The sequence below is a fragment of the Halobacterium sp. MBLA0001 genome (genome assembly GCF_049705385.1).
Lineage (GTDB): Archaea > Halobacteriota > Halobacteria > Halobacteriales > Halobacteriaceae > Halobacterium > Halobacterium salinarum.
Map to the genome: position 1 here is coordinate 69,808 of NZ_JBNAMQ010000007.1, position 24,378 is coordinate 94,185.

Genomic DNA, 24,378 nt, shown 5'->3' on the forward strand with positions numbered 1-24,378 from the left:
CCGGGAGTCGGCGGCCCGCCGCCCTGAAGGTTGTCCTTCGACACCGGGCACCGAACAGTGGGTTATATGAGTTGGTGATCGGCTAGCCGGGGTATGACAGTGACGGCGATGCTTTCGGTCGCCCCGGTGGACAGCCCCGGCGTCGATTTCGACGCACAGATCGCCAGCGCGGTCGACGCGCTGGAGGAGTTCGACGTGCGGTACCGGACACACCCGATGGAGACGACCATCGAGGCCGACGACATGGCGGAGTTGATGGCGGCCGTGACCGCCGCCCACCAGGCGGTCGACGCGCCCCGCGTGGGCACCACGCTGAAGATCGATCACTACCGCGAGGAGGACCTCGCCGTCGAGGAGAAAGTCGACCGCGTCGAGGATCGTCTCGGACGGACGGCCGCGAGCGACCGATGACCTCCCGGCGACGGTTCGTGGCGGCGGTCGGCAGCGCGACGGCCGCCAGCCTGGGGCTCGCCGGATGCGTGGGCGACCGGGAGACGACAACCGCGACAGAAGAAACGACAACCACGACAGAAGGGACGACAACCACGACAGAAGGGACGACAACCACGACAGGCGGAACGACCGCGACCCAGCAGGGGACGCCCCCACGGCTCAGAATGGGCGCGAGCGAGACGTACGTCAACGCCGTGTCGACGAGCGCCGGCAACTGGGTGAAAGACGCCGTGCAGTCGGAGTACACCGTCGATTTCGACTGGGTGGTGACCGAGAACGGCGTCACGGAGTTCATGCGCCGCGCGCAGCAGGGCGTGGACCTGGGGGCTGACGGCTACGTGGGCGTGACGGCGGCGGATCTGGCGCGCGCCGACCGCGAGCTCTCGGCGCCGCTGTTCGCGGCCTTCGACACCGACGCCGTCGACAACACCGACAACGTCCACGACCGGTTCTGGATCGACGGGACGGACCGCATGCTCCCCACGGGGGCGTCGTACGTCACGATCATCTACGACGAGACCGTGGTGGACGCCCCGGAGACGCTGGCGGCGCTCACCACCGAGGAATACAGCGACGGCATCCTGGTGCCGAACCCCCAGAACACCGCGACAGGGCTGGCGTTCGTGCTGTGGACCGTGGACGCGTTCGGCGAAGACGGGTTCCTGGAGTACTGGCGGCGACTCGCCGACAACGGCCTCCAGACCGCGGGGTCGTGGAACGCCACGTACAGTGCGTACTCGGGCGGGGAAGCGCCGATGGTGATGTCGTACAGCACCGATCAGGTGTACGCCAGCCAGGATCCGGACGTGGACATGGCGCGCCACCAGGTGGCGTTCCCGGGCGACAGCGCCTACACGTACGTCTCGGGCACGACGAAGTTCGAGAGTGCAACGAACCCGGCGCTCGTGGACACGTTCGCGTCGTTCATGCTGTCGGGGGACACCCAGCGCACCGTCGCCGAGAAGAACGTCGGCATTCCAACCGTGACGAACGCCAGCCTCCCCGCGGAGCTCCGGGAGTACGTTCACGTTCCGGAGGCGCCGATCGGCCACTCCGCCGAGACGCTGCGTCAGCACGCCGACGAGTGGCGGGCGGCGGTCACCCGCCAGATCGCCAGCCAGTAGGCGCAGCCGGTTCCCGAACGCCTAAGCCGGCTGCGGTGTGGCGTACACGTATGACAGCGGCCGCAGACCTGATTCTCTACAACGGCGACGTGCACGTGCTCACCGACACCGCGACGCCCGCGGACCCGACGCATTCGGCGGTCGCCATCCGGGACGGCCGCATCGTGGGGCTGTCCAACGATTACGACGCGGCGTTCCGTGCGGACACGGGCACCCGGGAGGTGGATCTCGGCGGCCGGGTGGTTGTGCCGGGGTTCGTGGACGCACACACGCATCTGGCGGTGCTCGGGAAGCACGGCGTCCACGCGGACCTCCGGGGGGCCGACAGCCCGGCGGCGGCGACAGCACGGCTGGCCGAGCGCGCCCGCGAGACCGACGCCGGCTGGGTGCTCGGGTTCGGGTACGACGACAGCCAGTGGAGCGCGGCGCTCTCGACGGCGGATCTGGACGCCGTCAGCGAGGCACGGCCGGTGGCGGCGATCCGGGAGGACATGCACACCGCGACCGTGAACGGCGTCGCGCTGGCCGAGCACGGCGACGAGATGCCGGCCGCGGACGTGGGTGAGGACGGCCGCATCGTCGAGGACGCCGTGGAGGCCGTCTACGACGCCACCGATCCGGATCTGGCGGGGACGAAACCGCTGATCGAGGCCGCACAGCGGGAGGCCAACGAGAGGGGGGTGACCGCTGTCCACGAGATGGTGCGGGACTCGCATGCGCCCCGGGTGTACCGCGAGCTGGACGCGGCTGGCGAGCTCTCCGTGCGGGTGCGGCTGAACTACTGGGCGGACCACCTCGACGCCGTCCTGGAGACGGGGCTGGTGACGAACCACGGCGGAGGGATGGTCACCGTCGGCGGCATCAAGACGTACACGGACGGCAGCCTCGGCGGGCGGACGGCGAAGCTGTCCGAGCCGTACGCCGACGCGCCCGGCGAGACCGGACAGTGGGTCGTCGATCCGTCGGCGCTGGCGGCCCTCGTCGAGCGCGCCGACGACGCGGGGTTGCAGGTGGTCGCGCACGCCATCGGTGACGCCGCGGTCGACGCGGTGCTCGACGCCTACGAGGACGCGGGCGAGCGCCGCCACCGCATCGAGCACGCCGAGCTCGCGTCCGACGACGCCATCGAGCGGATGGCCGACCTCGGCGTGGTGGCGTCGGTGCAGCCGAACTTCCTGAAGTGGGCGGGCAGCGACGGGCTCTACGCGGACCGCCTGGGCACTGCGCGCCGGGAAGCCAGCAACCGATTCGCCGACATGCTCGACGCGGGCGTGGACGTGGCGTTCGGCAGCGACTGTATGCCGCTGGCCCCGCTCGTGGGCGTTCATCACGCGGTGACCGCGCCCGCCGACGCCCAGCGGCTGTCGGTCACGGCGGCGCTGCGGGCGTACACCAGCGGTGGCGCGCGCGCCGGCTGCGACGAGCAGGGCGTGATTCGGGAGGGCGCGCTCGCCGACCTCACGGTGCTTGACGCGTCGCCGTGGGAGCACGCCGACGCGATCGCCGACGAGGTCGGCGTGTCGATGACCGTCGTGGACGGAGCGGTGGTGTACGACGGTCGGTGAGGCGGGTGTCAGGCCGGCGTGTTGACTACGGTGAGTCTCCCAGTGGCAGTATTGAAGAACTAATCTTTTCATTGTGGAGTTCTGAAGTGGTTATTACACTGGTGAACTGAACGTGGCACAAATGGACACGTCGTCGTTCGAGACCGACCTGAGTCTCTTCAAATACGACGACCTCGAAGCACTTCCCGATGAGTACCGTGAGTTGACACCAACAGCGCGCACCGAGCGCATCGAGGCGGCGCGCGCCGAACTCGGCGACGACGTCGTGGTGTTGGGCCACAACTATCAGCGCCGCGAGATCGTCGAGCACGCCGACTTCGTCGGCGACTCCTACCAGCTCTCGAAGGAGGCCGCCAACGCCGACGCCGACTACGTCATCTTCGGCGGCGTGACGTTCATGGCCGAGAGCGCGGACATCATCACCGACGACAGCCAGTCGGTGATCCTGCCGTCGATGGAGGCCTCCTGCCCGATGGCGGGGATGGCCGAAGCCCTCCAGGTGGACGCCGCGTGGGCGGACATCACCGCCGCCGCCCCCGACGAGACCATCATCCCGATCACGTACATGAACAGCTACGCCGACCTGAAGGCGTTCTGTGCCGAACAGGGCGGGCTGGTCTGTACGTCCTCGAACGCGCACCGCGCCTTCGAATGGGCGTTCGAGCGCGGCGACAAGGTGTTGTTCCTGCCCGACAAGCACCTCGGCGAGAACACCGCCCACCGCCTCGGCATGGCGGACGCGACCGTCGAGTGGGACCCCTGGGCAGCCGAGGGGAAGACCGCCGAGGAGGTCGCCGACGCCGACATCGTGCTCTGGGACGGCTACTGCCAGGTCCACGAGCGGTTCACGCCCGAGCACGTCGCCGAGGTCCGGGCGGACCACGAGGACGCCAACGTGGTCGTCCACCCCGAATGCCGCCGGGAGGTCGTCGAAGCGGCCGACGTCGTGGGATCGACCGCAACGATCACCGAGACCGTCGCGGACGCCGACCCGGGGGAGACGTGGGCCATCGGCACCGAGATCCACCTGGCCAACCACCTCCAGCGCTGGCACCCCGAGGTGAACGTCGTCCCGCTGTGCGGGGACGCCTGCATGGACTGCAACGCGATGCGCCAGATCGACCCGAACTACCTCGCGTGGGTCCTCGAAGAACTCGTCGAAGGCCGCGAGCGCAACGTCATCGAGGTTGACAGCGAGGAAGCGGAGTTGGCACAGGTGGGCCTCGACCGCATGCTCGAACTCTGACGATGACCGACGCCACCACCACCGACGTACTCGTACTTGGATCGGGCATCGCGGGGTGTGGGGCCGCGCTGGCCGCCGCCCGCGAGGGCGCGAGCGTGCTCGTCGCGACGAAGGCCCAACAGCCCGCTGACGCCAGCACCGACTGGGCACAGGGCGGCATCGCCACCACCCGTGACGACCCCGAGTCGCTGAAACGGGACATCCTGGCGGCCGGCGACGGGGAGGCCGACCCCGAGGCCGTGGACGCACTCGTGGGCGACGCCGCCGCGGCCGTCGAGGACGTGCTCGTGGACACGCTGGGCGTGCCCTTCGATGGCGAGGAAGGGTTCGACTACGCCCGGGAGGCCGCCCACTCGGCGGCGCGCATCCTGCACGTGGACGCCGCCACGGGCCACCACATCCTGGGGCCGTTCCTCCGACACCTCGACGCCCACGAGAACATCGACATGCTGGAGGACGCCGCCGCCCTCGATCTGATCACCGACGAGGGGGCGGTGACCGGCGCGCTGCTCGACCGCAACCCCCGAACGGGCGACCGCGCCGAGACTGGGGTGCCGGTGTTCGCCGGATCGACGGTGCTCGCGACGGGCGGCATCGGCGACCTCTATCGGCGCTCGACGAACCCGCGCGGATCGACGGGCGACGGCGTCGCGATGGCCGCGCTGGCCGGGGCCGACGTCACCGACGCCGAGTACGTCCAGTTCCATCCGACCGCCTACGACGACGCCGACCCGTTCCTGGTCTCGGAGGCGGTGCGGGGCGAGGGCGCGCTCCTGCGGAACGCCGACGGCGAGCGGTTCATGCCGGACTACCACGAGGACGCCGAGCTCGCGCCCCGCGACGTGGTCGCGCGTGCCGTGGCAGCCGAACGGGACGCCACGGGCGAGGTCAGGCTGGACGTCTCCCCGCTCGCGTTCGGCGAGGAGTTCCCCGGGCTGGCGGAGGCCTGCGCGGACCGCGGCGTCGACTGGGAGACCGGCATCCCGGTTGCGCCCTGCGAGCACTTCCTCTGTGGCGGCGTGGCCGTCGACACGGTGGGGCGGACGAGCCTCGACCGGCTGTTCGCGGTCGGCGAGTGCGCCCGCACGGGCGTCCACGGCGCGAACCGGCTGGCGTCCACGAGCCTGCTCGAAGGGCTCGTTTGGGGGCTGCGCGCCGGCGAGACGGCGGCCGGTGACGGTCGCGCGCCGGCACCGAGCGAGCCGCCCGAGCTGCGGGACCGCGATCCCGACCTTCCCGACGGGTTCGCCGCCGAGAAGTTCCGGCGGCTGCGCCGCGTGATGGACGAACACGTCGGCCTCCGGCGCACCGGCGCGGACCTCCAGCGCGCGCAGGGCGTGCTCCGCCGGCTCAAAGGCGAGGTCGATTCGTACGCCCGCACGCGGACGAGTCGTGACCTCTACCAGCTCCGGAACGCCGCCGTCGTCGGGCTGCTGATCGCGCGGGCCGCCGGTGAGAACCCGGAGAGCGCCGGCTGCCACCACCGCAGCGACGAGGCTGCCGCCGAGGAGGCCCCCGATGCCGGTCACTGACGCCGACGTGGAGCGGTGGCTGCGCGAGGACCTCGGCCACCACGACGTGACCAACGACGTGCCCGGCGAAACCACCGGCCGACTGGTCGCCAAGCAGGCCGGCGTCGCCGCCGGCCTCGACGCCGCCGTGCGGGTCTTCGAGTATCTCGGCTGCGAGGCCGACGCCCCCGCGGCGGCCGGCGACCGGATCGACGCCGGCGACACCGTGCTCCGGGTTTCGGGGGCCGCACAGAGCGTGCTCCGGGCCGAGCGCGTCGCCGTGAACGTCGCCGGCCACGCGTCCGGCGTCGCGACGAAGACCCGGCGCGCGGTCGCCGCCGCCCGCGAGGCGAGCGACGACGTGGCGATCGCGGGCACCCGGAAAACCACCCCCGGGCTGCGGGGCGTCGAGAAGCGCGCGGTGGTCGCGGGCGGCGGCGACACCCACCGCCTGGACCTCTCGCACATGGTGATGGTAAAGGACAACCACGTCGCCGAGCTCGGCCTCGAAGGAGCCATCGAGCGCTTCCGGGCGGCGAAGAGCTTCGCGACGAAACTCGACGTGGAGGTCGAGACCCCCGAGGACGCGCCCCGGGCCGCCGACGCCGGCGCGGACATCGTCCTGCTGGACAACATGACGCCGGTGGAGACCGAGCGCGCCGTCGACCTGCTCGACGGCGCGGCGCTCGCGGAGGCCAGCGGCGGCATCACCGTCGACGACGTGCCCGCGTACGCGGCCACGGGGGTCGATGTCATCTCGATGGGGGCGCTGACCCACTCCGCGCCCACCCTCGATCTCTCCTTCCGGACGTAGTCAGCGGAGCGCGGACAGCGTCTCGGCGCGCTCCCACGCCCGCTCGAAGCGGTCCTGCAGCCGCGCCAGCAGGGCGTCGTCGCGGAGTTCCACCGCGCCGAGGCGCTCGCCCTCGTCGAGAGGGTGGGGCACGTGGAGGTAGACGCGGTCGTCGTCCACGAGATCGAAGGTCGCAGCGAGGGCCGTGGTGACGCGCAGCGACACGGCCTCGCGGTCGAGGTACGCGTCGCGGACCGCCACCGGAACCGTGTCGAGGACCGGCGCAGCCACGAGCACGCGCACCGACTGCTCGGTTGGCAGCGTCTCGTCGAACGCCGCGATCTCGGCGTCGTAGCGGTCCCAGGGCGCGCCGACGTAAGGGCGACTCATGGCCGACCGGACCTCGTCGCTGGCGTCTTCGAACACCTGGCGGGTGAGCGAGACGGCCGTCTCGCCGCCGAGTGGGGCGGTCCAGAAGCGGCTCTCGGTCGGCGGGACGGCCGCGAGTTCGTCGCCGAGGGCGGCCGCGAGGCGTTCGTAGCGGTCGGTCTGCTCGGCGAGTTCCCGCTTGCGCTCCGCCAGCAGCCGGTCGGCCGCCGTCTCGGGGTCAACCGCACAGTACCGTGTCGGCTCCCCCGGCCGCGTCTCGACGAGGTCGCGCGCCGCGAGGCCGTTCAGCACGTCGTAGACGCGTCCCATGGGGACGCCGCTGGCGTCCGAGACGGCGCGCGCCGTCGACGGGCCGCGCGCCAGCAGGGCGCGGTAGCACTGCTCTTCGTACCCCGAGAGCCCGAGTTCGGCGAGCCGCGACATACCGGGCTGCGGGCGGCCGGGCCGCAAGTAGCTGCCGGAAACGCGCTACAAGTGGCACCACGTTCGGAAACGCACTTTCCCCGGCCGAACGACACAGCAGTCGTGTATCCATACGCGTATCTGGCGGCGGCGATCGCCACGGAGGTGGCCGGCACGACCGCGCTGAAACTGTCCGAGGGGTTCTCGAACCCCGCGCCGAGCGTCGTCGTGCTCGCGGGCTACGTGAGTTCGTTTTACTTCCTCGGCCTCGTCCTGGAGGAACTCCCGGTCGGGGTGGTGTACGGGACGTGGGCGGCCGTCGGCATCGTCGCGACGGCGCTCGTCGGCGTGGTCGTGTTCGAGGAGTCGGTCGACGTGGCCGGTGTCGTCGGGCTTGCGCTCATTGTCGCGGGCGTCGTCGTGTTGAACGTCGCCTCGGACGCCTACACGCCGGCGCACTGAGGTCACTCCAGCAGCGACGCCCCCGTCATCACGGTCGGCCGGTCGATGCCGAGCACGTCCAGCAGCGTCGGCGCGATGTCCCGGAGCGCGCCGCCGTCGCGGACGGCCGCGGTGTCGCCGGACGCGGGCGGAAGCGAGACGAACGGCACGGGGTTGAACGTGTGGGCGGTGTGTGGGTCGGCGGGCGTCCCCAGGTCGTCGGCGTTGCCGTGATCGGCCGTGAGGAAGGCGTGTGCGCCGGCGTCGTTGAGCGCGGGCACGAGGCGGCCGAGTTCCCGGTCGACGGCTTCGACGGCCTCGATGGCGGCGTCGAAGTCGCCGGTGTGCCCGACCATGTCGGGGTTGGCGTAGTTCAACACGAGCACGTCCGGGTCGTCGCCGGCCAGCGCGTCCAGCACGGTGTCGGTGACCGCGGGCGCGCTCATCGCGGGCTGCTCGTCGTAGGTCGGCACGTCCGGGCTGTCCACGATCGTCCGCGTTTCGCCGTCGAACGCGACCTCGCGGCCGCCGTTGAGGAAATACGTCACGTGGGCGTACTTCTCCGACTCCGCGACCCGGAGTTGGGTGTGGTCGTGGGCTGCGAGCACCGCCCCGAGCGTGTCCGTGGGCTCCGCGGCGGGGAACGCCACCGGGCAGTCGAACGTCTCGTCGTACTCGGTCATCGTCACCACCGGCACGGCCGGCGGGTTCGTCTCGATGCCGTCGGCGTCCCAGCCCGCGGGGTGGATGTCCGCGAGCAGCCGGGTGAGCTGGCGGGCGCGGTCCGCCCGGAAGTTCGCGAACACCACGGCGTCGCCGTCGCTGAGCGCGGCGCCGCCCTCGATGGTCGTGGGTACGACGAACTCGTCGGTGTCGCCGCGCTCGTAGGAGTCGGTGACGGCGTCGACCGCGGCAGCGGCGTGATGGGCGACCCCGCCGGACCGCGTGATGGCGTCGTATGCGCGCTTCGTGCGCGCCCAGTTCTGGTCGCGGTCCATCGCGTAGTACCGCCCGGAGACGGACGCCACGTCGCCGGTGCCGTGCTCGTCGGCGACGGCTTCGAGGTCGGCGAGGTAGTCCTCGCCGCCGGTCGGCGAGGTGTCCCGGCCGTCGGTGAACGCGTGCACGGCCGCTTCGACGCCGCGTCCGGCGGCGCACTCCACGAGCGCGTGGATGTGCTGTTGGTCGGCGTGGACGCCGCCGTCCGAGACCAGACCCATGACGTGCAGCGTGCCGCCGGTGTCGGCGACGTGGTCGAGTGCGCCGGAGATGGCGTCGTTCCCGCAGAGGTCGCCCGCGGCGATGGCGTCCTCGATGCGCGTGTACGCCTGCTTCACGACGCGGCCCGCGCCGATGGTGAGGTGGCCGACCTCGCTGTTGCCCATCTGGCCGTCGGGCAACCCCACGTCCCGGCCGGACGTGGTCAGCGTCCCGAACGCGCCTCGTTCGGCGTACTCGTCGAAATTAGGGGTGTCGGCGGCCCGGACCGCGTCGCGTCTGTCGTGATCGCCGAGGCCCCAGCCGTCCAGAATCACAAGCGCGGCCTGCATGTACGGGGCTGTGGCAGCCGGGAGTATGTAGGTGTCGTGTCGCTGCCCGCCGCGAGCGTGGCCGCCCAGTCGACGCGGCTTCGGAACGGCGTTCGGGACAAGCGCGTCCAGCGGGCGTTACGCGTCGTCAGCGGGGCGCTCGTCGTTGTCGAACTCGGCGCCACACTCGCCACACACCATGTGGTCGGTGGGGGCGGTGCGCTGGGGGGCGACGACGCCGCAGTCCGGGCAAACGCTGTAGGGGCGTTCGTCTGCGGGGGCGCCGGGGTCGACGTCGACGTGAATCCAGGCGTCGGGGTTGGTCTCGTCGTAGAGTTCGACGCCGCTGTCGGTGCGCCGCCAGTTCACCGAGTTCGCGCGGTGTTGCTGCATCCACGCTTGGCTACCCTCCCGACGAAGTTAAGAATTCTGACAAAAGTTGCTTCGGTCGCGAGTAAACGACAGAGCGCGTCGCAGTCGTGCTCGGTCCCCCGTCGCGTCACGTCGTCTCGTTCACGTGCCGAATCGCGGTTTCGTTCACGTGAGACAGCGGCTCCAGCGGAACACCGTCGGCGCTTCGTTCAGGTGTCCTCAAAGGGTACGAGCGCTTAGTTTTCACCGAGAGACCTGGTTCGGGGACGACCCATGGTTGTACACCCAGACGCAGTTCTCGATGGTTTTGCGAGTCTGAGCGGGATTCGTACCACCACACTCAGGCGTTTATTGGTTGGCGTCATCAACGTCGCACAGTGCAGCCGGGCCTGACCACCGGTGTATTAGGAGGTCCGCCCCCGAGCCGTGAGCATGACTCTCGACCCCGTCCACTTCGACGGCATCGCGGCCCTCGCCGCGCACATCACACACGAGGTGGACGCCGAGGAGCACCGGGATCTCGCCGACGAAACGTTCCGAGAGTTCCTCGACCCCCTCTACGGCGACGACGGCCCCGTCCTCGAACCGCTGGACGACCTCGCGAAACACGCCGCCCCGATCGAGGAGCTCGCACTCCAGCCCGACGCCTTCGACACCGCCCACGGCCTCGACTCCGGCACGATCAACCCTCGGACGTTCACCAACGGCCTCGTTCTCGACCTCGCGCAGGCCGCGATGAGCGCGACCCCCTCGGAGCTGGACTGCCACCGCGCCCGCACCACCATCACCAGCGTCCACTCCAACGACGCCAGCGTCGACACGAGCACCGACTGGCAGACACACGACGAGGGCTACTGGCGGGGCCGCATCGTCCACACCACCCCGCTGGCCCGCGACCAGGAGCGCGTCGTCCACGGCCTGGCGCTCTACCTCGCGGAGAGCCATCACGCCCGCGAACACGCCCATCGCGTCGAGGACCTGCTGTTGCTCGACGGCCCCGTCTATCCCAAACAGCTCGTGAACTGGGCCGACCGCCACGCCAGCCTCGCGGACCTCGTCACGCAGAACGAACTCGTCGGCGAAGTGCTTGAGAACTACGTCCGGCTCGTCGAGGACTTCGCCGACCGGGGTGTCCCGCTGGCCGGCTTCGTGAAAAGCCCCGCGAGCCAGGCGCTCGTGCGCGCGCTCCGCGACCGCGGCCGCCCCACGCCGTGGGCCACCGACGCCGCGTTCTTCGGCCAGGTGCTTGAGCGCCGCGAGTTCGACGGGGACGACCAGCACCGACGCACCGACGAGCTCACGTGGACGTGCTGGTTCACGTCCACGCTCGGCGCTGACGGCGTGTTCGCCGACGCCGACGCGCTCGGCGTCGACCGCGAACTGGACGCCGCCTGTTACGAGGTGGCGTTTTTCGTCGTCTACGACCCCCGCACGGATCTCGTGCACAGGGTCGAGGTGCCCCGCGTGTTCGCCGACGACCCCGACTGCCGGGCGGCGGTCGAGCGCTACGTCACCAGCCAGGTCGCTGCCGAAGCCGGCCCCCCGAAACCAGTGGGGAAAGCCGACGAGCTCGCGCGCATCAGCAGCGACGAGAAACAGGAGCTCGTGCGCAAGCTCGAACGGGTCGTCGGCAGCCGCGAGGACCGGAACTACGACGACCACCGCTGGTAGCCGGCGGGCGGTTTTATACGGCCAGCCGGAGGACCGCCGAACGATGACCGACCGCGCAATCGAAGCACGCGCCCTCACGAAGCGGTACGGTGACACGACAGCCATCGAGCGGATAGATCTCGCGGTCCCCAGCGGCTCGGTGTACGGCTTCCTGGGGCCCAACGGGGCCGGGAAAACGACGACCATGCGGATGCTCACGACGCTCGTGGAACCGACCAGCGGCACCGCCACCGTCGCCGGCGTTGAGGTGACCGACCGAGCGTCGGTGGTTCCGAACATCGGCTACCTCCCCGAGGAGCCGCCGCTGCACGCCGAGCTCACGGCGCGCGAACAGCTCCGATACATCGCGGGGCTCCGGGATATCCCCGACCCCCGGGCCGAACAACGCATCACGGACCTCCTGGAGCGGTTCTCGCTGGGCGACGACGCCGACCGCCGCATCTCGACGTACTCCAAGGGGATGAAACAGAAAACCGGCATCATCCAGGCGATGCTCCACGACCCCGACGTGCTCTTCTTGGACGAACCCACTTCGGGACTCGACCCGCGCGCGGCGCGCACCGTCCGGGACACCATCGCGGATCTCACCGCCGGCGACGCCACCGTCTTCCTCTCGACGCACATCCTGCCGGTCGTCGACGACCTCGCGGACACCGTCGGCGTGCTCTACGACGGCAGCCTCGTCACCGAAGGCCCGCCGGACGCCCTCAAGCAGCGCGCCGAGGCCGGCGACGAGCGCACCCTCGAAGACGTGTTCCTCACCGTCACCGGCGGCATCGACGGGGCGGCGTAGATGCCCGGCGTTCCGAACACCCACCACGCCGCCCGCATCGCAGCCACCCAACTCCGCATCGGCTGGCGGAAACTCCGCGGGAAGAGCGTCACCCACCACTTCGCGGTCGGCCTCGCCGTCGTCGCCGTGACCGCCATGACCCCGGGGATCACCTGGGTGGTGTACGCCAATGCGCAGTCGGTTGTCGACGGGGCCAGTGCGATCGGCACCCTCGTGCCCGCGGGCATCGGCGTGGTCACCGTCGTGATGACCGCCTACCTCACCGTGCTCCAGATCGGTGACATCGATGTCCGTGACGGCTACCTCACCACCGTCCCCGCCCGCGACGTCGTGGGGGGGCTGCTGGCCGCGGGGTACGTCCGCGTCGCGGGCATGTTCGTGCCGCCGTTGCTCGTGGCCAGCGTCGGGCTTGCCGGCGGCGTGGGGCGGCCGCTGGCGCTCCTCTCCGCGCCGATCGCCGTGCTCGCGCTCACCACGACCGCGTACCTCGTCGGGTTCCCCATCGGCATGGTCATCGCGTACGCCCTCGGGCAGTCGGCGTTCGTCGACCGGTACAAGGGCGCGCTCGGCGCGGGGGCGTTCGTCGCGTACCTCGCGTTGCTGCTCACGGACTCCCTCTGGACCGTCGCCGGGCCGGTCATCGAGGCCGCGCGTGCGTCCCCAGTGGCGTGGTACACCGACCTCGCGCTGATCACGGTCCCCGGGGCCGACGCCAGCGCGCTCCGCGCCGGGGCTGCCCTCGCCGGGTCGATGGGTGTCGCCGCGCTCGGCGTGCTCGCAAGCGTTCGCGTCTCGGAGCGCCGGTGGTACGACGACGGCGCACACGCCGACATCCGCACGACCGACTCCGCACGCGGCGGCCGCCTCGACGGCGTGCTCGGCCGCCCGGCGGCGTGGGTGGCGCGCAAAAGCTGGCTGCGGGCGCGCCGCGCCCCGATCAAGCTCCTCTACGTCGTCTACCCCGCGTTCGTGCTGTTCGGCCCCATCCAAAACAGCATCGCGGCGGGGCGGGTCACGGCCACGCTGCCCGCGACGCTCACCCTGTACGCCGCCTGGGCGACCGGCGCGCTGTTCGCCCTCAACCCGCTCGGCGACGAGGGCGCGGTTCTCCCGATCACCGCCACCTCGGGCGTCACCGGCCGTGAAGTCGTGGCCGGCCTGGTCGCCGCCAGCGCGCTCGTTGGCACCCCCGTCTCGATCGCGCTCGCGGTCGTGCTGGGCGTCCTCAGTCCCCTGTCGCCGGTCGCAGTCGCGTGCCTCGCCGTTGGCGGCGTCGTCCTCCCGGCGCTCGCCGCGACGGTCGCCGCCGGCGTCGGCGCGTCCTTCCCGAAATACGAGGCCACAAGCATGACCCGCAGCCGGGAAGTCGTCGTCCCGTCGCTGTGGTCGTTCGGCGTCTACACGATCGTCTTCCTGCTGTCCGCGGGCATCGCCACCGGCGCTCAATCCCCCGCGGTCGGGAGCGTCCTCGGTGGCGCACTCGGGGTCTCGACGGCGGTCGTCCACGTCGCCGGGCTCGCCGTCGGCCTGGCCGTTGCCGGTGCTTGCGCTGTCGTCGCCGGCCGCAACGCCGTCCGCGCCTTCGACGGCTACACCGCGGACGGCTGACCCGCGCTCAGAACTCGGCGTCGGCCTCGTGTTCCTGCACCACTGTCACGTCAACCGTCTCGGGGTCCACGCCGATGCGCGCGAACTGCGTGCGCACGTGCTCGCGGGCCGCCTCCAAGGCCGCGTCCCGCGTCTCGAACCCCCGTGGCATCGGCGACTCGAAGGCGACGTGCACGTCCTCGCCGTCGACGCGCTGGACCTGCCCGCCGCTGTCGACTTCGTAGAACTCGTCGCACACCCAGACGTAGGGTGCCGCCTCGTCGGGCGCTCCCTTGAACGACGGCGCGGTCTCCCCGCGCTCGTACAGCGTTCCCGTCAGGGCGGTTCCGCCCGCCGACCCACGAACCAGCAGCATGCCGGCGCTAGCACGGCGACACACAAAAGACCGCGGGCCACCGGGGGCTGGGCCGTGCGGGCAGGGGAAAGCGGTTAGTCCGTGCGCCGCCACGGCCCGTCCATGAGCGACCTCGGGGACTTCGCGGACCACGGCCGCGACGACGACGAGCGTGGTGGCGACGACGGCCCCGCCCCAGCGGACGACGACTTCGACCGCCCGACACTCGAAGCCACCGGGAGCGACGACGGCCTCGGCGCGCTCGCCGTCTCGGAGGGGCTGCGCATCCACGAAGACGGCCAAGAGACGGCGCTGAAGGCGTACGTCACCGCCGGCAACCGGGCGGCGGTCCGGCTGGGAACCTACCTCGTCGCGCCCTACCCGGGCGGGGAGACGCTGTTCTGCAAGATCACCGGCCTCGAATACGTCCAGGCGTTCGAGAGCGACGACGCCACCGAGATCCACGCCCGGCGTGCGATGCGCTCGGACGGCGTCGACGAGGCGGACTACAAGTTCCTCGCTGAACTCGATCCGGTCGCCGTCCTCTCCGACGAGGGCGACGACATCACGCGCCGGATGCCCGACCGCGTCCCGAAACCCGAAACCGTGGTTCGGGCGGCCGACGACGCGGCCGAGATCAAGGCCGGGTTGAAAATCCCCGCCGACGGCGTGTTCCTCGGGCACCTCTCCGTGGGCGGGGAGAAAGTCCGGACGGCGGCCGACCCGCCGACCATCGACTACCGGGTGAAAGACGGCTACGAGGCGGGCGACCCGCTCGTGTTTCGTCACACCCTCATCGCGGGCGGCACGGGCTCCGGGAAGACCCACGCTGCGAAGAACGTGCTCCGGCAGTACCTCCACGAGGACCGCCGGTACCCCGTCGACTCCGGCGGCCCCGAACGCCGGATGGCGGTCGTCCAGTTCGACCCCCAAGACGAGTACGCCCAGATGCACGACGACAACCCCGACGCCGACGCCAGCGACCGGCGCCAGTGGGAGACACAGGGGCTGGCCTACGGCGGCCACGACGACACCGTCGCGTTCGTCCCGGAAGTCGGGTCGGCGTCGTACGCCGCCGACCACCACGCCGCCGAACAGGTCGCGTTCACGGTGCCGTTCTCGATGGTGCGGGACAACCCCTGGCTGGTCGCCTCCAGCGGCCTCAACGACAACCAGTACGGCGCGCTTCACCTCCTGCTCGACCGCTTTTTCGGTCAGTACGGCGAGTCCGGCACCTACCGCGAGTTCTGTGCGTTCCTCGACGACCCCGCGCTGAAGGAGGAACTCGACGAGTCCGGGCGCGTCCACGAAGCCACCTACGAGGCCGTCCTGCGCCGGGTGAACGGCATGCCCAACGGCCTGTTCGACCAGGACGCGCGGTCCATCACGGCCCTCGTCGAGGACCGCGAGTTCGTGCAGCCGGGCCGCCTCTCGGTGGTGCCGACCTACCACATCAGCAACTCACGGGCCGCCGAAACGGTGGTGCTCGCGGTGTCCAGCCTGCTGGTGGACCAGAAGCTCTCGAACGACCCGAGCTACGAGCCCATCAAGGAGACGCCGCTGCTGGTGGGGATGGACGAGGCGCACAACTTCCTCTCGGACGCCGACAGCGTGCAGGCCCGGAAAGTGGTCGGGAAGTTCACCGAGGCCGCCAAGCAGGGCCGCAAGGAACGCCTGGGGCTGTTCCTCATCACCCAGGACCCCCAGGACATCGCTGGTCCCGTGTTCAAGCAGGTGAACACGACGGTCGTGTTGAACCTCGGCGACGAGGACGCGATCCAGGCGGTGAACATTCCGGCCACGTTGCAGTCGAAGGTGCCGTACATGAACACCGGGCAGATGGTGGTGTACTCGCCGGACAACTCCGAGCCCGTGGAGGTCCAGGGGCTGGCGACGTGCGTGACGCGCCACGGTCGCGACTGATAGGAACGAGCCTCGGTGTTTATGCGTTCGGCAGCTGAATCCCCATGCATGCCCCGAGTTTTGGTGCCGATCGATGGATCGCCGCAGGCGGAAACCGCGATCAATCACGCCCTCACGGAGTTCGATGACGCGACGATCACCGTGCTGAACGTCATCGACCCGATCGAGGCCGGATACACCTCGCAGGCGGCGGTACCAGGATACTCCGAGGAGTGGTTCGAGCAGTCGAAGGCCGCCGCCGAGGAGCTGTTCGCTGACGCGCAGGAGGCCGCCGACGAGTACGACACGACCCTGGAGACCGCCACGGAGGTCGGGCGGCCCAGTCGCACCATCGTCTCCTACGCCGAGGAAAACGACATCGACAAGATCGTGATGGGGAGCCACGGGCGCTCGGGCGTGACCCGGATCCTGCTTGGCAGTGTCGCCGAAAACGTCGTTCGGCGGTCGCCGATTCCGGTGACGATCGTCCGGTGACGCCGCGGCCGCCACGCCGAGGACCGCGGGCCCGCAGCTAGAAGATGTTGGCCTGCCGGTAGACCGAGATCCCCTCGTGGGTGATCTCGTAGGGTTTGGTCTCCCGGGAGTGGTTTGCGTCCCGGATCTTCTGAATCTCGACGGCCAGACGGGTTTCGCGGAAATCCTCCGGGCGGATGTAGCGCAACACCACGACGGCGTCAGTGAGGTACTCGATGACGCCGTACCGGGAGGCAAACGGGTTGTCCTCGCTGGCTTCGCTGGTGAGCATCGTGGTGACGCCCGCCTCCTTCAGCGCCGTGGTGAAGTCGTAGATCTCGGTGCGGCGCGTGGACTGGTCGTCGTACATCATCTCCAGCAGGGAGACCGAGTCCAACACCAGCCGGCTGGCACCGAACTCCTCGACGAGCCGCGGGAGTTCGTTGCGGATGCTGGTGAGGGAGTTCGCCATCTCGATCGGGTCGATGTCCACGACCGCGAGGTTCCCGCGGTCGGCGTGCTCGGAGAACGCCCACCCCTTCTCGTCGGCGCTCTGAATGACCCGCCCCCGGGACTCTTCGAGCGTGATGAAGACCGCGCGCTCCCCGTTGGAGAGCGCCTCGTGGAGGAACTGCAGCCCGAACGTGGTTTTGCCGGTGCCGGCTTCGCCGACCGCAACCAGCAGCGAGCGCTCGGGGACGCCGCCCTGAACCATCTCGTCGAGCCCCTCGATGCCGACGTTGATGCGTGGGATGTCGGAGTCGAACTCCGGATCCTCGAAGTCGCCGCCGCCGGGGGCGTCGGTGCCCTCGACGTCGAACCCGAACGTGCGCGTGCCGCCGCTGTTGTCGTCGGCCAGCCCGTCTGGGGGCTGTGCGGGCGTGCTGTCGGCACCGGCGAACGCGTCGGCGAAGTCGTCGTCGAAAAGCCCCTCCTCGCTGCCGGGGCCGTCGCCGCTGGGCGTGTCGTCTTCGGTCCCGAAGGCGGTCGCAAACGTCTCCGGGTCCGCCGAGTCGGCGTCCGCGGCGGTGCTGGGTTCGTCTCGGGCGCGCCCGATGTCGGCGTCCGGCGGTGCGTCGGCGTCCACGTCGCTTGCATCGTCGGTCTCGCTGGCGTCGTCGTCGTCGGCTGCGAACGCGGCTTCGAACCAGTCGCCGTCGGACCCATCGTCGTCGTCGTCGTCGCTCCCGGCGGCGGTGTCGTCAGCCACAGTGTCGCCCCCGGGCCGTGCCCGAACGCACTGTCGGCGTCATGTTTCGGGCGAAGACGGGGAGGGAAAAGTAGTTTCCGCCGCCCGCGGGTTTTTCAAGTGCCGGCGTCCCAGGGAGACGTATGCACGTCGGCATCGTCGCCCAGCGCGGCAACGAGCGCGCAACCTCGCTTGCGGGGGAGATCCGCGAGCAACTGCGGGCGCTTGAGGTGACCGTCTGGGTTGACACGGCGACCGCGGAGGCGCTCGCCTGCGCGGGCGAGTGCGGGCGGGACACCACGGCGTTCACGGACTGCGATCTCGTGGTGTCGATCGGCGGTGACGGAACGTTTCTGTTCGCCGCGCGGGGCGCGGGGGCGACACCGATCCTCGGCGTCAACCTCGGTGAGGTCGGGTTCCTGAACGCGGTCGCGCCGGCCGACGCCGTCGAAGCGGTCCGAGAGGAGGTCAACCGCTACCGGGAGACGGGCGCGGTCCGATGCCGGGAGGTCCCCCGGGTCGTGGCGGCCGGCGACGGCTGGGCGAGCACGCCCGCGCTCAACGAGGTGGCGATCCAGGGCGAGCAGCGCGGCCACGGCCACGGCGTGGCCGTCGATGTGCGCGTCGACGGCTCCCAGTACGAGGCGACGCGCGCCGACGGCGTGCTCGTGGCGACGCCGACCGGCAGCACGGCGTACAACCTCAGCGAGGGCGGGCCGCTGGTGCAGCCCAGCGTGGACGCGCTCGTCGTCACGGAGATGTGTGGGGCTGACGCGCTCCCGCCGCTGGTGACCGGGCTGGACAGCGAGATCCGGATTCGCGTGGAGACACTCGACGACGGCGGCGAGGGGCGCGTCGTCGTGGCCAGCGACGGTGGGCGACTGACCCGCGTGGACCCGCCCGTGGAGATGACCGTGACGGCGGCCGACGAGCCGGCGCGAGTGGCCGGGCCGGCGGCGGATTTCTTCGAGGCGCTGAGCAAACTGGAGTGAGTGCCGGAACGGAAAGTGGTATTGAGCCTCCCGACGTACGCCCGGCCAATGAGTCAGCAGCTGCCGGACGTGCAGGCAACCGAGCCTGACGTATCAGTTGGCCTGAGCGAAGTCGGCGTCACGGGCGTGGAGAAACTCGTCGAGATCGCGCGCGAGGACGACCGCCCGATCGTGCTGATGGCGGAGTTCGAGGTGTACGTCGATCTGCCCCGGGGACGGAAGGGCATCGACATGAGTCGGAACATGCGCGTGATCGACGAAACGCTCGAAGACGCGGTTCGGGAGCCGATCTACCGCGTCGAGGAGATGTGTGGGGAGGTCGCCGAGCGGCTGCTTGAGAAACACGACTACACGACGACGGCGACCGTCGAGATGAACGCCGAGTTGATGCTGCGCGAGGAGACGCCGGCGTCTGACCTGCCGACCCAGGGCACCATCGACATCATCGCCTCGGCGACGGCCCAGGAGGACGCGCCCACCCGTGAGGAGATCGGCGCGCGCGTCGTCGGCATGACAGTGTGTCCCTGCAGCCAGCAGATGATGAGCGAGACCGCGCGCCGGAAACTCGCCGAGCTCGGCGTCGGCGAGGACGCCGTCCGGGAGTTCCTGCGCGACGTGCCGCAGGCGGGGCACAGCCAGCGCGGCCACGCCACGCTCACCGTCGAAGCCGGTGGCGATCCGGACGTGAACCTGATGGATCTCGTGTCGGTTGCGCGGGACTCGATGAGCGCGCGCATCTACAACACCGCGAAACGCCCCGACGAGGACCACATGACCTACGAGTCCCACGCGAACGCGAAGTTCGTCGAGGACTGCGTGCGGTCGATGGCCCGCGGCGTCGTCGAGGAGTTCGACCACCTCCCCGAGGACGCAGTCGTGACGATGAAGCAGTCCAACGACGAGTCCATCCACCAGCACAACGCCCACGCCGAGCGCGTCGCCGAGTTCGGGCAGCTCCGCGAGGAGGTCGGCAGCGGCGAGTGATCGGCGAGTCGGCCGCCGTGCCACACCGCGAAACGCGCCGGTACGAGCGGCGGCTGCGGGACGACATCGACAGGCGGGCACGCACCCGCAGAGATCAGCCCTGGGAGCGTCGCAGCTGTCCGCCCGCGGGCACAGCCGCCGGCCGGCTCAGCCGAGCGTCGTCGAATCGCCCCAACTCTCCTCGAAGGCGGCGCGGACGTCGGCGGCGAACTCGCGGTCCTGGAGGTCGATGGTGGCGAACGCTTCGCCGGGCTGGACGGGGTTCGAGACCTCAAGGCAGACTTCCGCGCCGTCGATGATGGTGACGTTGCCGTCGATGCTGTCGCCGATGCGGACCTCGTAGGTGGGGTCGTCGGCGAGCGCGTCGATGTATCGCTCGTTGACGTCGTGTGGCATGCAGTCCGCGAGATCCGACGACAACAGCACCGAGACGTCGACGCCGCGCTCGACGGCGACCGCGAGCCGGTCGAACACCTGGCTGGATACGTCGTCGAGGTCGAACCCGGAGGCGGGCGTCCCCGAGACCAGCGTGATCGTGTCCTGGGCGGCGTCGATGCGCTCCAGCCACAGATCCAGCGCGGCCGCCGGGCCGAGTTCCGCCGTCCAGAAGCCGTCTTCGGGGGCTTTCGGGTGGTCGAGTTCGCGCGCCAGCGTGTCAACGACGTTCTCGTACTGGGTGGCTTTCTCCTGGAGCTCGCGCTTGCGGTCCTCAAGCAGTCTGTTGAGCGCCGTCTCGGGTTCGACGGCGACGTATTTCTTCGGCCGGCTGGCGGCCTGGCTGCGCACGAGGTGTTGGGATTCGATGCTGCCAAGCACGTCGTAGATGCGTCCCATCGGGACGCCGCTGGCCGACGACAACTCCTTGGCGGTTGCTGCGCCGATGCGCAACAGGGATCGGTAAGCGTTGGCCTCGTACTCCGAGAGCCCCAAGTCCCTCAAGTCGGACATGGTGCGTCAATTCAAGACACGCCGTGAAAAACGCTCCGACAGTTTATAATCGGCAGCACTTGCCGGGACTGGACGGCGTATGCGGCGTCACGGCCTGGCGCGCCAGACAACGACGTACGGGAGATCACCGAGGAGTTCGTCAACGTCCGGGACGGTGTCCGAGGGGGAGCCGGGCTCGTCGTGGGCCATCACGTAGCGGATCGGTCGCCAGCGACTTGAATCCCGCTCCAGAGGCCTATATAGCGGGCAAGAGACCGGAAACCGCCGGCGACCGCCGGGCGGCGGGATGGCTACTGCGCCGTGTCGGCAACGAGCGCCGCGAGCGCGCTCGGGGTGACGACCGCGTCGGTGTCGCCGTCGGCAGTGTCGAGCCACGCGGTCCCCGGGTCGCCGTCCACACCGACGGCGACCACCTTCTCGTGGTCGGCCATGCGGAGCGCGGCCCGATGGAGCTCGCTGCCGGGGTCGTCGGCCACCCGGATCACCAGCGGGCGAGTGCTGAGGCGGGCGGCGGCGGTCGCGTACCCCGCAACTTGGACGCCCATGCGCTCGGCGGCCCCCGCGAACGCGGCGACGGCGTCCCGCGCGGCGTCCCGGTAGCGCGCCTCACCGGTGAGGTAAGAGAGGTCGACGAGCGCGTTCGCCATCGCGGCCGTGTCGTCGATGGGGCGCAGCGGCTCGTCGAGCAGCCCAGCACCCGTCTCGGGGCCGTCGACGAACGCGCCGGTGTCGTCCTGGAGGTCCGCGATCGCGCGGTCGGCGACCGCGCGTGCCGGCTCCAGGTACGCCGGATCCAACACTTGCCCCGCCGTCGTGAACGCACCAGCGACGCGCGCGCGGTCGGCGAGCAGGCCCACGGGCGCGGCCGCCCCTGCGTAGTGTCGAACCGTGTCGTCGACGAGGAGTTCGTCGGCGAGATACGCCAGGGTGCGCTCGGCGTACCGGGTTGCGCGGTCGTCGCCCGTGTACGCGGCAAGCGACAGCAACGCGTCGGCGGCCAGCGCGTTCCCGTCGGCGTACGCGGCGTCGTCGACGCCACCGTCGGGGGTTTCGCCCGCGCCGAACGCCGCGCCCGTCCAGAGCGTTTCGGTGAGGTAGTCCAGGACGCCAGTGGCCGCCCCGCGGTACTCGTCGTCGCCGGTGGTGAGGTAGGCGTGCGCGAACGCCGCGAGCATGCCGGCGTTCACCGAGAGGGTGCGCTCCGTCTGGGGGTCCGACCAGTCGCGGCCGTGCGCGAACCGGAAACACCCGCCGTCGTCGCCCACGAGATGGCGGCGGATCGCGTCCAGGGTGCGCAGCGCGCGGTCCCGGTCGCGCTTCAGCGCGAACGACACCGTCTCGGGCAGGGGGAACTTCTCACTGGTCCCCCAGCCCGCGTGGTCGCTGTCGTACTGGTCGGCGAGCTGGCCCGCAACCAACCCCTCGATGTCGCCCGAAAGCGGCGCCGCCGGTGGCTCGCCACCGGACAGCGCGCGCGGCACGCTGCCCGCGTCCGCGCCCGCGTCGTCCCAGGTTTCGCGCACCCGCTGGAGGACCTGCCGGAAGCCATCCGGTTCGAGGAACGTCGCGCCCGCGATATGCTCGCCGTCGGGGGTGACGAACACCGTCGACGGGAACCCCCCCATGTTGTACCGCTCGCGCACTCTGGGGCGGCGGGCGGCGTTCACGCGCACCGGCACGAAGTCGTCGTTGATGTTCGCCGCGATCCGGGGTTCGGCGTACGTGCGCTGGGCCATCGCCCGGCAGGACTCGCTCCACGTGGCCACAACCGACACCAGCAGGGGCACGCCGCGCTCGCGGGCGTCCGCGAACGCATCACTCCCCCACTCGCGCCACTCCACGCGCGTTCGGTCGTCGCTGGCGTCGCTCATACGGCAGTACTCCGCGTCGCCACCGGGAAACGGTTTCGGACCGCCGAACGGCACCGGCGGGAGCAGAAAGGCTATCAGGCATGCCCGGCAACCCTCGGGCATGCCTCGCTTTCGGTCGGTGTTTCTTGCGTTGCTGGTGGTGCCGCTCGTGGACGCCGTCTTTCTGGTGTTCGTGGCGGGTGAGCTCGGCTGGCAGCTGACCGTGGCGCTGGTGGTTCTGACTGCCCTGCTGGGGACGCTGTTCGTGCGGGCGGAGGGGCGTGCGACGCTGTCGCGGCTGCAAGCGTCGGTCGCGCGCGGCGACCCGCCGACGAACGAGCTCGTCGACGGCGGGCTGCTGATCGCGGCCGGCGCGTTCCTGCTCACGCCGGGCCTGGTGACCGACGCGCTTGGGTTCCTGATCGTGATCCCGGTCACGCGTGTGGCGTTCCGCTGGGGGGTCAAGCGGTACGTCACTCCGAAGCTCGACGCGAAAACCGGCGGGTTCGTCTCGGGCAACGTCTACACGTTCGGGTTCCCCGGGGGAGACGGCGGGGCCGGCGGCGACCCTCGATCCGGGTTCGGCGGCGGCGCGGGCGACGGCGACGACGACACCATCAATCTCGGCGACGACGCCTACGACGTCTCCTTCGAGGACGACGCTGACGACGACCAGTGAGCCGTGGGACCGGCTGCCGTCGTCCGGTCGAAAGGAAACCCTTAATTGTACCACCGGACTACCTCGAAGTGCGCGGGTCAGTAGCTCAACTAGGTAGAGCGCCACTCTGATAAGGTGGAGGCTTGCGGTTCAAATCCGCACTGACCCACTAGCGGTTCGCGCGGCAGGGTTTTTCCGCCGGTGGTTCGAGTCCGTAGCGCTGTCGTTGGTGGCGTCATGCGTTGGGGTCCGCTGAACCCAGGGCTGCACGACTCGGTATCGCGTCCCGCTCGGGAGGTGTGGCCGCCGTCGGGGCGTGGGCACCGAACTGTTTTGACCGCGGGCGTCGATGGTCGTGGTATGAGTGACGGGGGCAACGAGTACGGGAGCGTGAGCGCGGTGGTGGACGAACTCCACGCACGGGCGGCGTCGCTGGCCGAGAACGGGGACGCGCTGGGCGTGGTGTTCCCGCCGTCGTTCATGCAGCGACACACGGACGCCGAGAGCTTCGAGGCGTTCATGGCGGCCAGCCAGTGGTCGGTGTCGTCGCGGGCGGAGTTCGCGGCGATCCCCGAAGCGGCGTTCGACGAGTACGTGGCCGCACGGACGTCGTTCAGTGACTTCGAGGCGATGCTGGGGCAGGCCGGCGAGGAGTGGATGGCGCGCCAACTCGGCGTGTGAACGGCGCGGCGTTTGCACGCGCTGCAACTGCGGCTGTGGGTTAACAACGGTCGGGGCGCTACGGTCTCGTGGGTTCCGCTCGGAGCCCGTGTCTCTGACCGCCCGGGGTGCCCAGTCCGTCAAGCGTGATCCCCCTGCCGACCCCGGTGCGGCTCCCCCTGTACGGAACGCACACAGTGCCATCGCGACCGGTCACGAACCGGGACATTCAGGCGGCTCGAGCCCGAACAGTGACGCGTGAACGACCACGTGAAACTCGCCGCAGTGCTTGCTGGTGGGGTTGTTCTCCCCGGGGTTGCGAGCTATCTGGTCGCGCAGTCCACCACGGGACTGGCCGACGAGGCGGTGTGGGCCGGCGGGTACGGATTGATGGTTCTGACGGTGTGGTACACGTGGATTCGCCCCCTCGACCTGTCCCGGACGGAGGGCGGAACGGAACCTTAAAGAGGATTTCGCGGCCAAATTCGT

At 70.3% G+C, this 24,378-nt stretch carries 24 protein-coding genes and 1 tRNA gene; 18 read left to right on the forward strand and 7 right to left on the reverse strand.

The window, feature by feature from the left end; translation table 11 throughout:
* Positions 1-93: 93 nt before the first annotated feature.
* The 6 genes from ACOZ32_RS01535 (at position 94) to nadC (ending at position 6,713) form a co-directional block, all read left to right on the forward strand.
* Positions 94-411 (forward strand): MTH1187 family thiamine-binding protein, encoded by a 318-nt coding sequence (locus ACOZ32_RS01535; RefSeq protein WP_010903375.1) that lies wholly within the window; start codon positions 94-96, stop codon positions 409-411.
* On the forward strand, positions 408-1,577 hold the full coding sequence (locus ACOZ32_RS01540; protein ID WP_205250997.1) for a thiamine ABC transporter substrate-binding protein: 1,170 nt from the start codon (positions 408-410) through the stop codon (positions 1,575-1,577). The genes ACOZ32_RS01535 and ACOZ32_RS01540 overlap by 4 nt, the downstream gene beginning before the upstream one ends.
* 50 nt (positions 1,578-1,627) lie before the next feature.
* Entirely contained in the window at positions 1,628-3,142 is a 1,515-nt protein-coding gene (locus ACOZ32_RS01545; RefSeq protein ID WP_424334874.1) for an amidohydrolase, read from the forward strand.
* 121 nt (positions 3,143-3,263) lie between these two features.
* The gene (gene nadA / locus ACOZ32_RS01550; protein WP_010903378.1) at positions 3,264-4,388 is read left to right on the forward strand and encodes a quinolinate synthase NadA; all 1,125 of its coding nucleotides are present in this window, start codon (positions 3,264-3,266) and stop codon (positions 4,386-4,388) included.
* Positions 4,389-4,390: 2 nt separating this feature from the next.
* Entirely contained in the window at positions 4,391-5,920 is a 1,530-nt protein-coding gene (locus ACOZ32_RS01555; RefSeq protein ID WP_205250999.1) for an L-aspartate oxidase, read from the forward strand.
* Entirely contained in the window at positions 5,907-6,713 is an 807-nt protein-coding gene (gene nadC / locus ACOZ32_RS01560; RefSeq protein WP_205251000.1) for a carboxylating nicotinate-nucleotide diphosphorylase, read from the forward strand. The genes ACOZ32_RS01555 and nadC overlap by 14 nt, the downstream gene beginning before the upstream one ends.
* Here the strand turns inward: nadC and ACOZ32_RS01565 are convergent, their stop codons facing one another.
* Entirely contained in the window at positions 6,714-7,505 is a 792-nt protein-coding gene (locus tag ACOZ32_RS01565) for a TrmB family transcriptional regulator (RefSeq protein ID WP_205251001.1), read from the reverse strand.
* Positions 7,506-7,607: 102 nt separating this feature from the next.
* On the opposite strand from ACOZ32_RS01565, the gene hsmR reads away from it, so the two are divergent.
* On the forward strand, positions 7,608-7,946 hold the full coding sequence (hsmR, locus tag ACOZ32_RS01570; RefSeq protein ID WP_205251002.1) for a multidrug efflux SMR transporter protein HsmR: 339 nt from the start codon (positions 7,608-7,610) through the stop codon (positions 7,944-7,946).
* Between the two features lie 2 nt (positions 7,947-7,948).
* On the opposite strand, the gene gpmI is transcribed toward hsmR, so the two are convergent.
* Together gpmI and ACOZ32_RS01580 are read right to left on the reverse strand one after the other, a co-directional pair.
* Entirely contained in the window at positions 7,949-9,475 is a 1,527-nt protein-coding gene (gpmI, locus tag ACOZ32_RS01575; RefSeq protein ID WP_205251003.1) for a 2,3-bisphosphoglycerate-independent phosphoglycerate mutase, read from the reverse strand.
* A gap of 117 nt (positions 9,476-9,592) precedes the next feature.
* Entirely contained in the window at positions 9,593-9,847 is a 255-nt protein-coding gene (locus ACOZ32_RS01580) for a hypothetical protein (protein ID WP_010903384.1), read from the reverse strand.
* Between the two features lie 411 nt (positions 9,848-10,258).
* On the opposite strand from ACOZ32_RS01580, the gene ACOZ32_RS01585 reads away from it, so the two are divergent.
* The 3 genes from ACOZ32_RS01585 to ACOZ32_RS01595 are packed head-to-tail and all read left to right on the forward strand — an operon-like array spanning position 10,259 to position 13,898.
* Positions 10,259-11,497: a DNA double-strand break repair nuclease NurA gene (locus tag ACOZ32_RS01585; RefSeq protein ID WP_205251004.1), complete on the forward strand. Its 1,239-nt coding sequence runs from the start codon at positions 10,259-10,261 to the stop codon at positions 11,495-11,497.
* 43 nt (positions 11,498-11,540) lie between these two features.
* The gene (locus ACOZ32_RS01590) at positions 11,541-12,290 is read left to right on the forward strand and encodes an ABC transporter ATP-binding protein (protein ID WP_010903387.1); all 750 of its coding nucleotides are present in this window, start codon (positions 11,541-11,543) and stop codon (positions 12,288-12,290) included.
* Positions 12,291-13,898, forward strand: a complete 1,608-nt coding sequence (locus ACOZ32_RS01595) for a hypothetical protein (RefSeq protein WP_205251005.1) — start codon at positions 12,291-12,293, stop codon at positions 13,896-13,898.
* A 7-nt stretch (positions 13,899-13,905) separates the two neighbouring features.
* Here the strand turns inward: ACOZ32_RS01595 and ACOZ32_RS01600 are convergent, their stop codons facing one another.
* Entirely contained in the window at positions 13,906-14,253 is a 348-nt protein-coding gene (locus ACOZ32_RS01600; RefSeq protein WP_010903389.1) for a DUF7113 family protein, read from the reverse strand.
* A 102-nt stretch (positions 14,254-14,355) separates the two neighbouring features.
* On the opposite strand from ACOZ32_RS01600, the gene ACOZ32_RS01605 reads away from it, so the two are divergent.
* Together ACOZ32_RS01605 and ACOZ32_RS01610 are read left to right on the forward strand one after the other, a co-directional pair.
* The gene (locus ACOZ32_RS01605) at positions 14,356-16,155 is read left to right on the forward strand and encodes an ATP-binding protein (protein ID WP_424334875.1); all 1,800 of its coding nucleotides are present in this window, start codon (positions 14,356-14,358) and stop codon (positions 16,153-16,155) included.
* Positions 16,156-16,203: 48 nt separating this feature from the next.
* Positions 16,204-16,629, forward strand: coding sequence for a universal stress protein (locus ACOZ32_RS01610; protein ID WP_012289398.1), 426 nt, complete (start codon positions 16,204-16,206; stop codon positions 16,627-16,629).
* Positions 16,630-16,666: 37 nt separating this feature from the next.
* Here the strand turns inward: ACOZ32_RS01610 and ACOZ32_RS01615 are convergent, their stop codons facing one another.
* A complete protein-coding gene (locus tag ACOZ32_RS01615) occupies positions 16,667-17,818 on the reverse strand; it encodes a KaiC domain-containing protein (protein WP_205251007.1) in 1,152 nt (383 codons plus the stop codon).
* A gap of 122 nt (positions 17,819-17,940) precedes the next feature.
* Between ACOZ32_RS01615 and ACOZ32_RS01620 the strand changes: the two genes are divergently transcribed.
* Positions 17,941-18,789 (forward strand): NAD(+)/NADH kinase, encoded by an 849-nt coding sequence (locus tag ACOZ32_RS01620; protein WP_010903393.1) that lies wholly within the window; start codon positions 17,941-17,943, stop codon positions 18,787-18,789.
* Positions 18,790-18,837: 48 nt separating this feature from the next.
* Positions 18,838-19,773, forward strand: coding sequence for a GTP cyclohydrolase MptA (gene mptA / locus ACOZ32_RS01625; protein ID WP_010903394.1), 936 nt, complete (start codon positions 18,838-18,840; stop codon positions 19,771-19,773).
* Between the two features lie 147 nt (positions 19,774-19,920).
* On the opposite strand, the gene ACOZ32_RS01630 is transcribed toward mptA, so the two are convergent.
* Both ACOZ32_RS01630 and ACOZ32_RS01635 read right to left on the reverse strand, forming a co-directional pair.
* Positions 19,921-20,721 (reverse strand): TrmB family transcriptional regulator, encoded by an 801-nt coding sequence (locus ACOZ32_RS01630; protein WP_010903396.1) that lies wholly within the window; start codon positions 20,719-20,721, stop codon positions 19,921-19,923.
* 290 nt (positions 20,722-21,011) lie between these two features.
* A complete protein-coding gene (locus ACOZ32_RS01635; RefSeq protein ID WP_424334876.1) occupies positions 21,012-22,592 on the reverse strand; it encodes a DUF255 domain-containing protein in 1,581 nt (526 codons plus the stop codon).
* A 100-nt stretch (positions 22,593-22,692) separates the two neighbouring features.
* On the opposite strand from ACOZ32_RS01635, the gene ACOZ32_RS01640 reads away from it, so the two are divergent.
* The 4 genes from ACOZ32_RS01640 to ACOZ32_RS01655 all read left to right on the forward strand — a co-directional run bounded on the left by ACOZ32_RS01640 (position 22,693) and on the right by ACOZ32_RS01655 (position 24,354).
* Complete coding sequence (locus ACOZ32_RS01640) at positions 22,693-23,250, forward strand: FxsA family protein (protein ID WP_285271293.1); 558 nt, start codon at positions 22,693-22,695, stop codon at positions 23,248-23,250.
* Positions 23,251-23,324: 74 nt separating this feature from the next.
* A tRNA-Ile gene (locus ACOZ32_RS01645) sits at positions 23,325-23,398 on the forward strand.
* A 191-nt stretch (positions 23,399-23,589) separates the two neighbouring features.
* Positions 23,590-23,910: a hypothetical protein gene (locus tag ACOZ32_RS01650; protein ID WP_227970882.1), complete on the forward strand. Its 321-nt coding sequence runs from the start codon at positions 23,590-23,592 to the stop codon at positions 23,908-23,910.
* A 237-nt stretch (positions 23,911-24,147) separates the two neighbouring features.
* Complete coding sequence (locus ACOZ32_RS01655) at positions 24,148-24,354, forward strand: hypothetical protein (RefSeq protein WP_012289403.1); 207 nt, start codon at positions 24,148-24,150, stop codon at positions 24,352-24,354.
* The last annotated feature ends 24 nt before the right edge of the window (positions 24,355-24,378 follow it).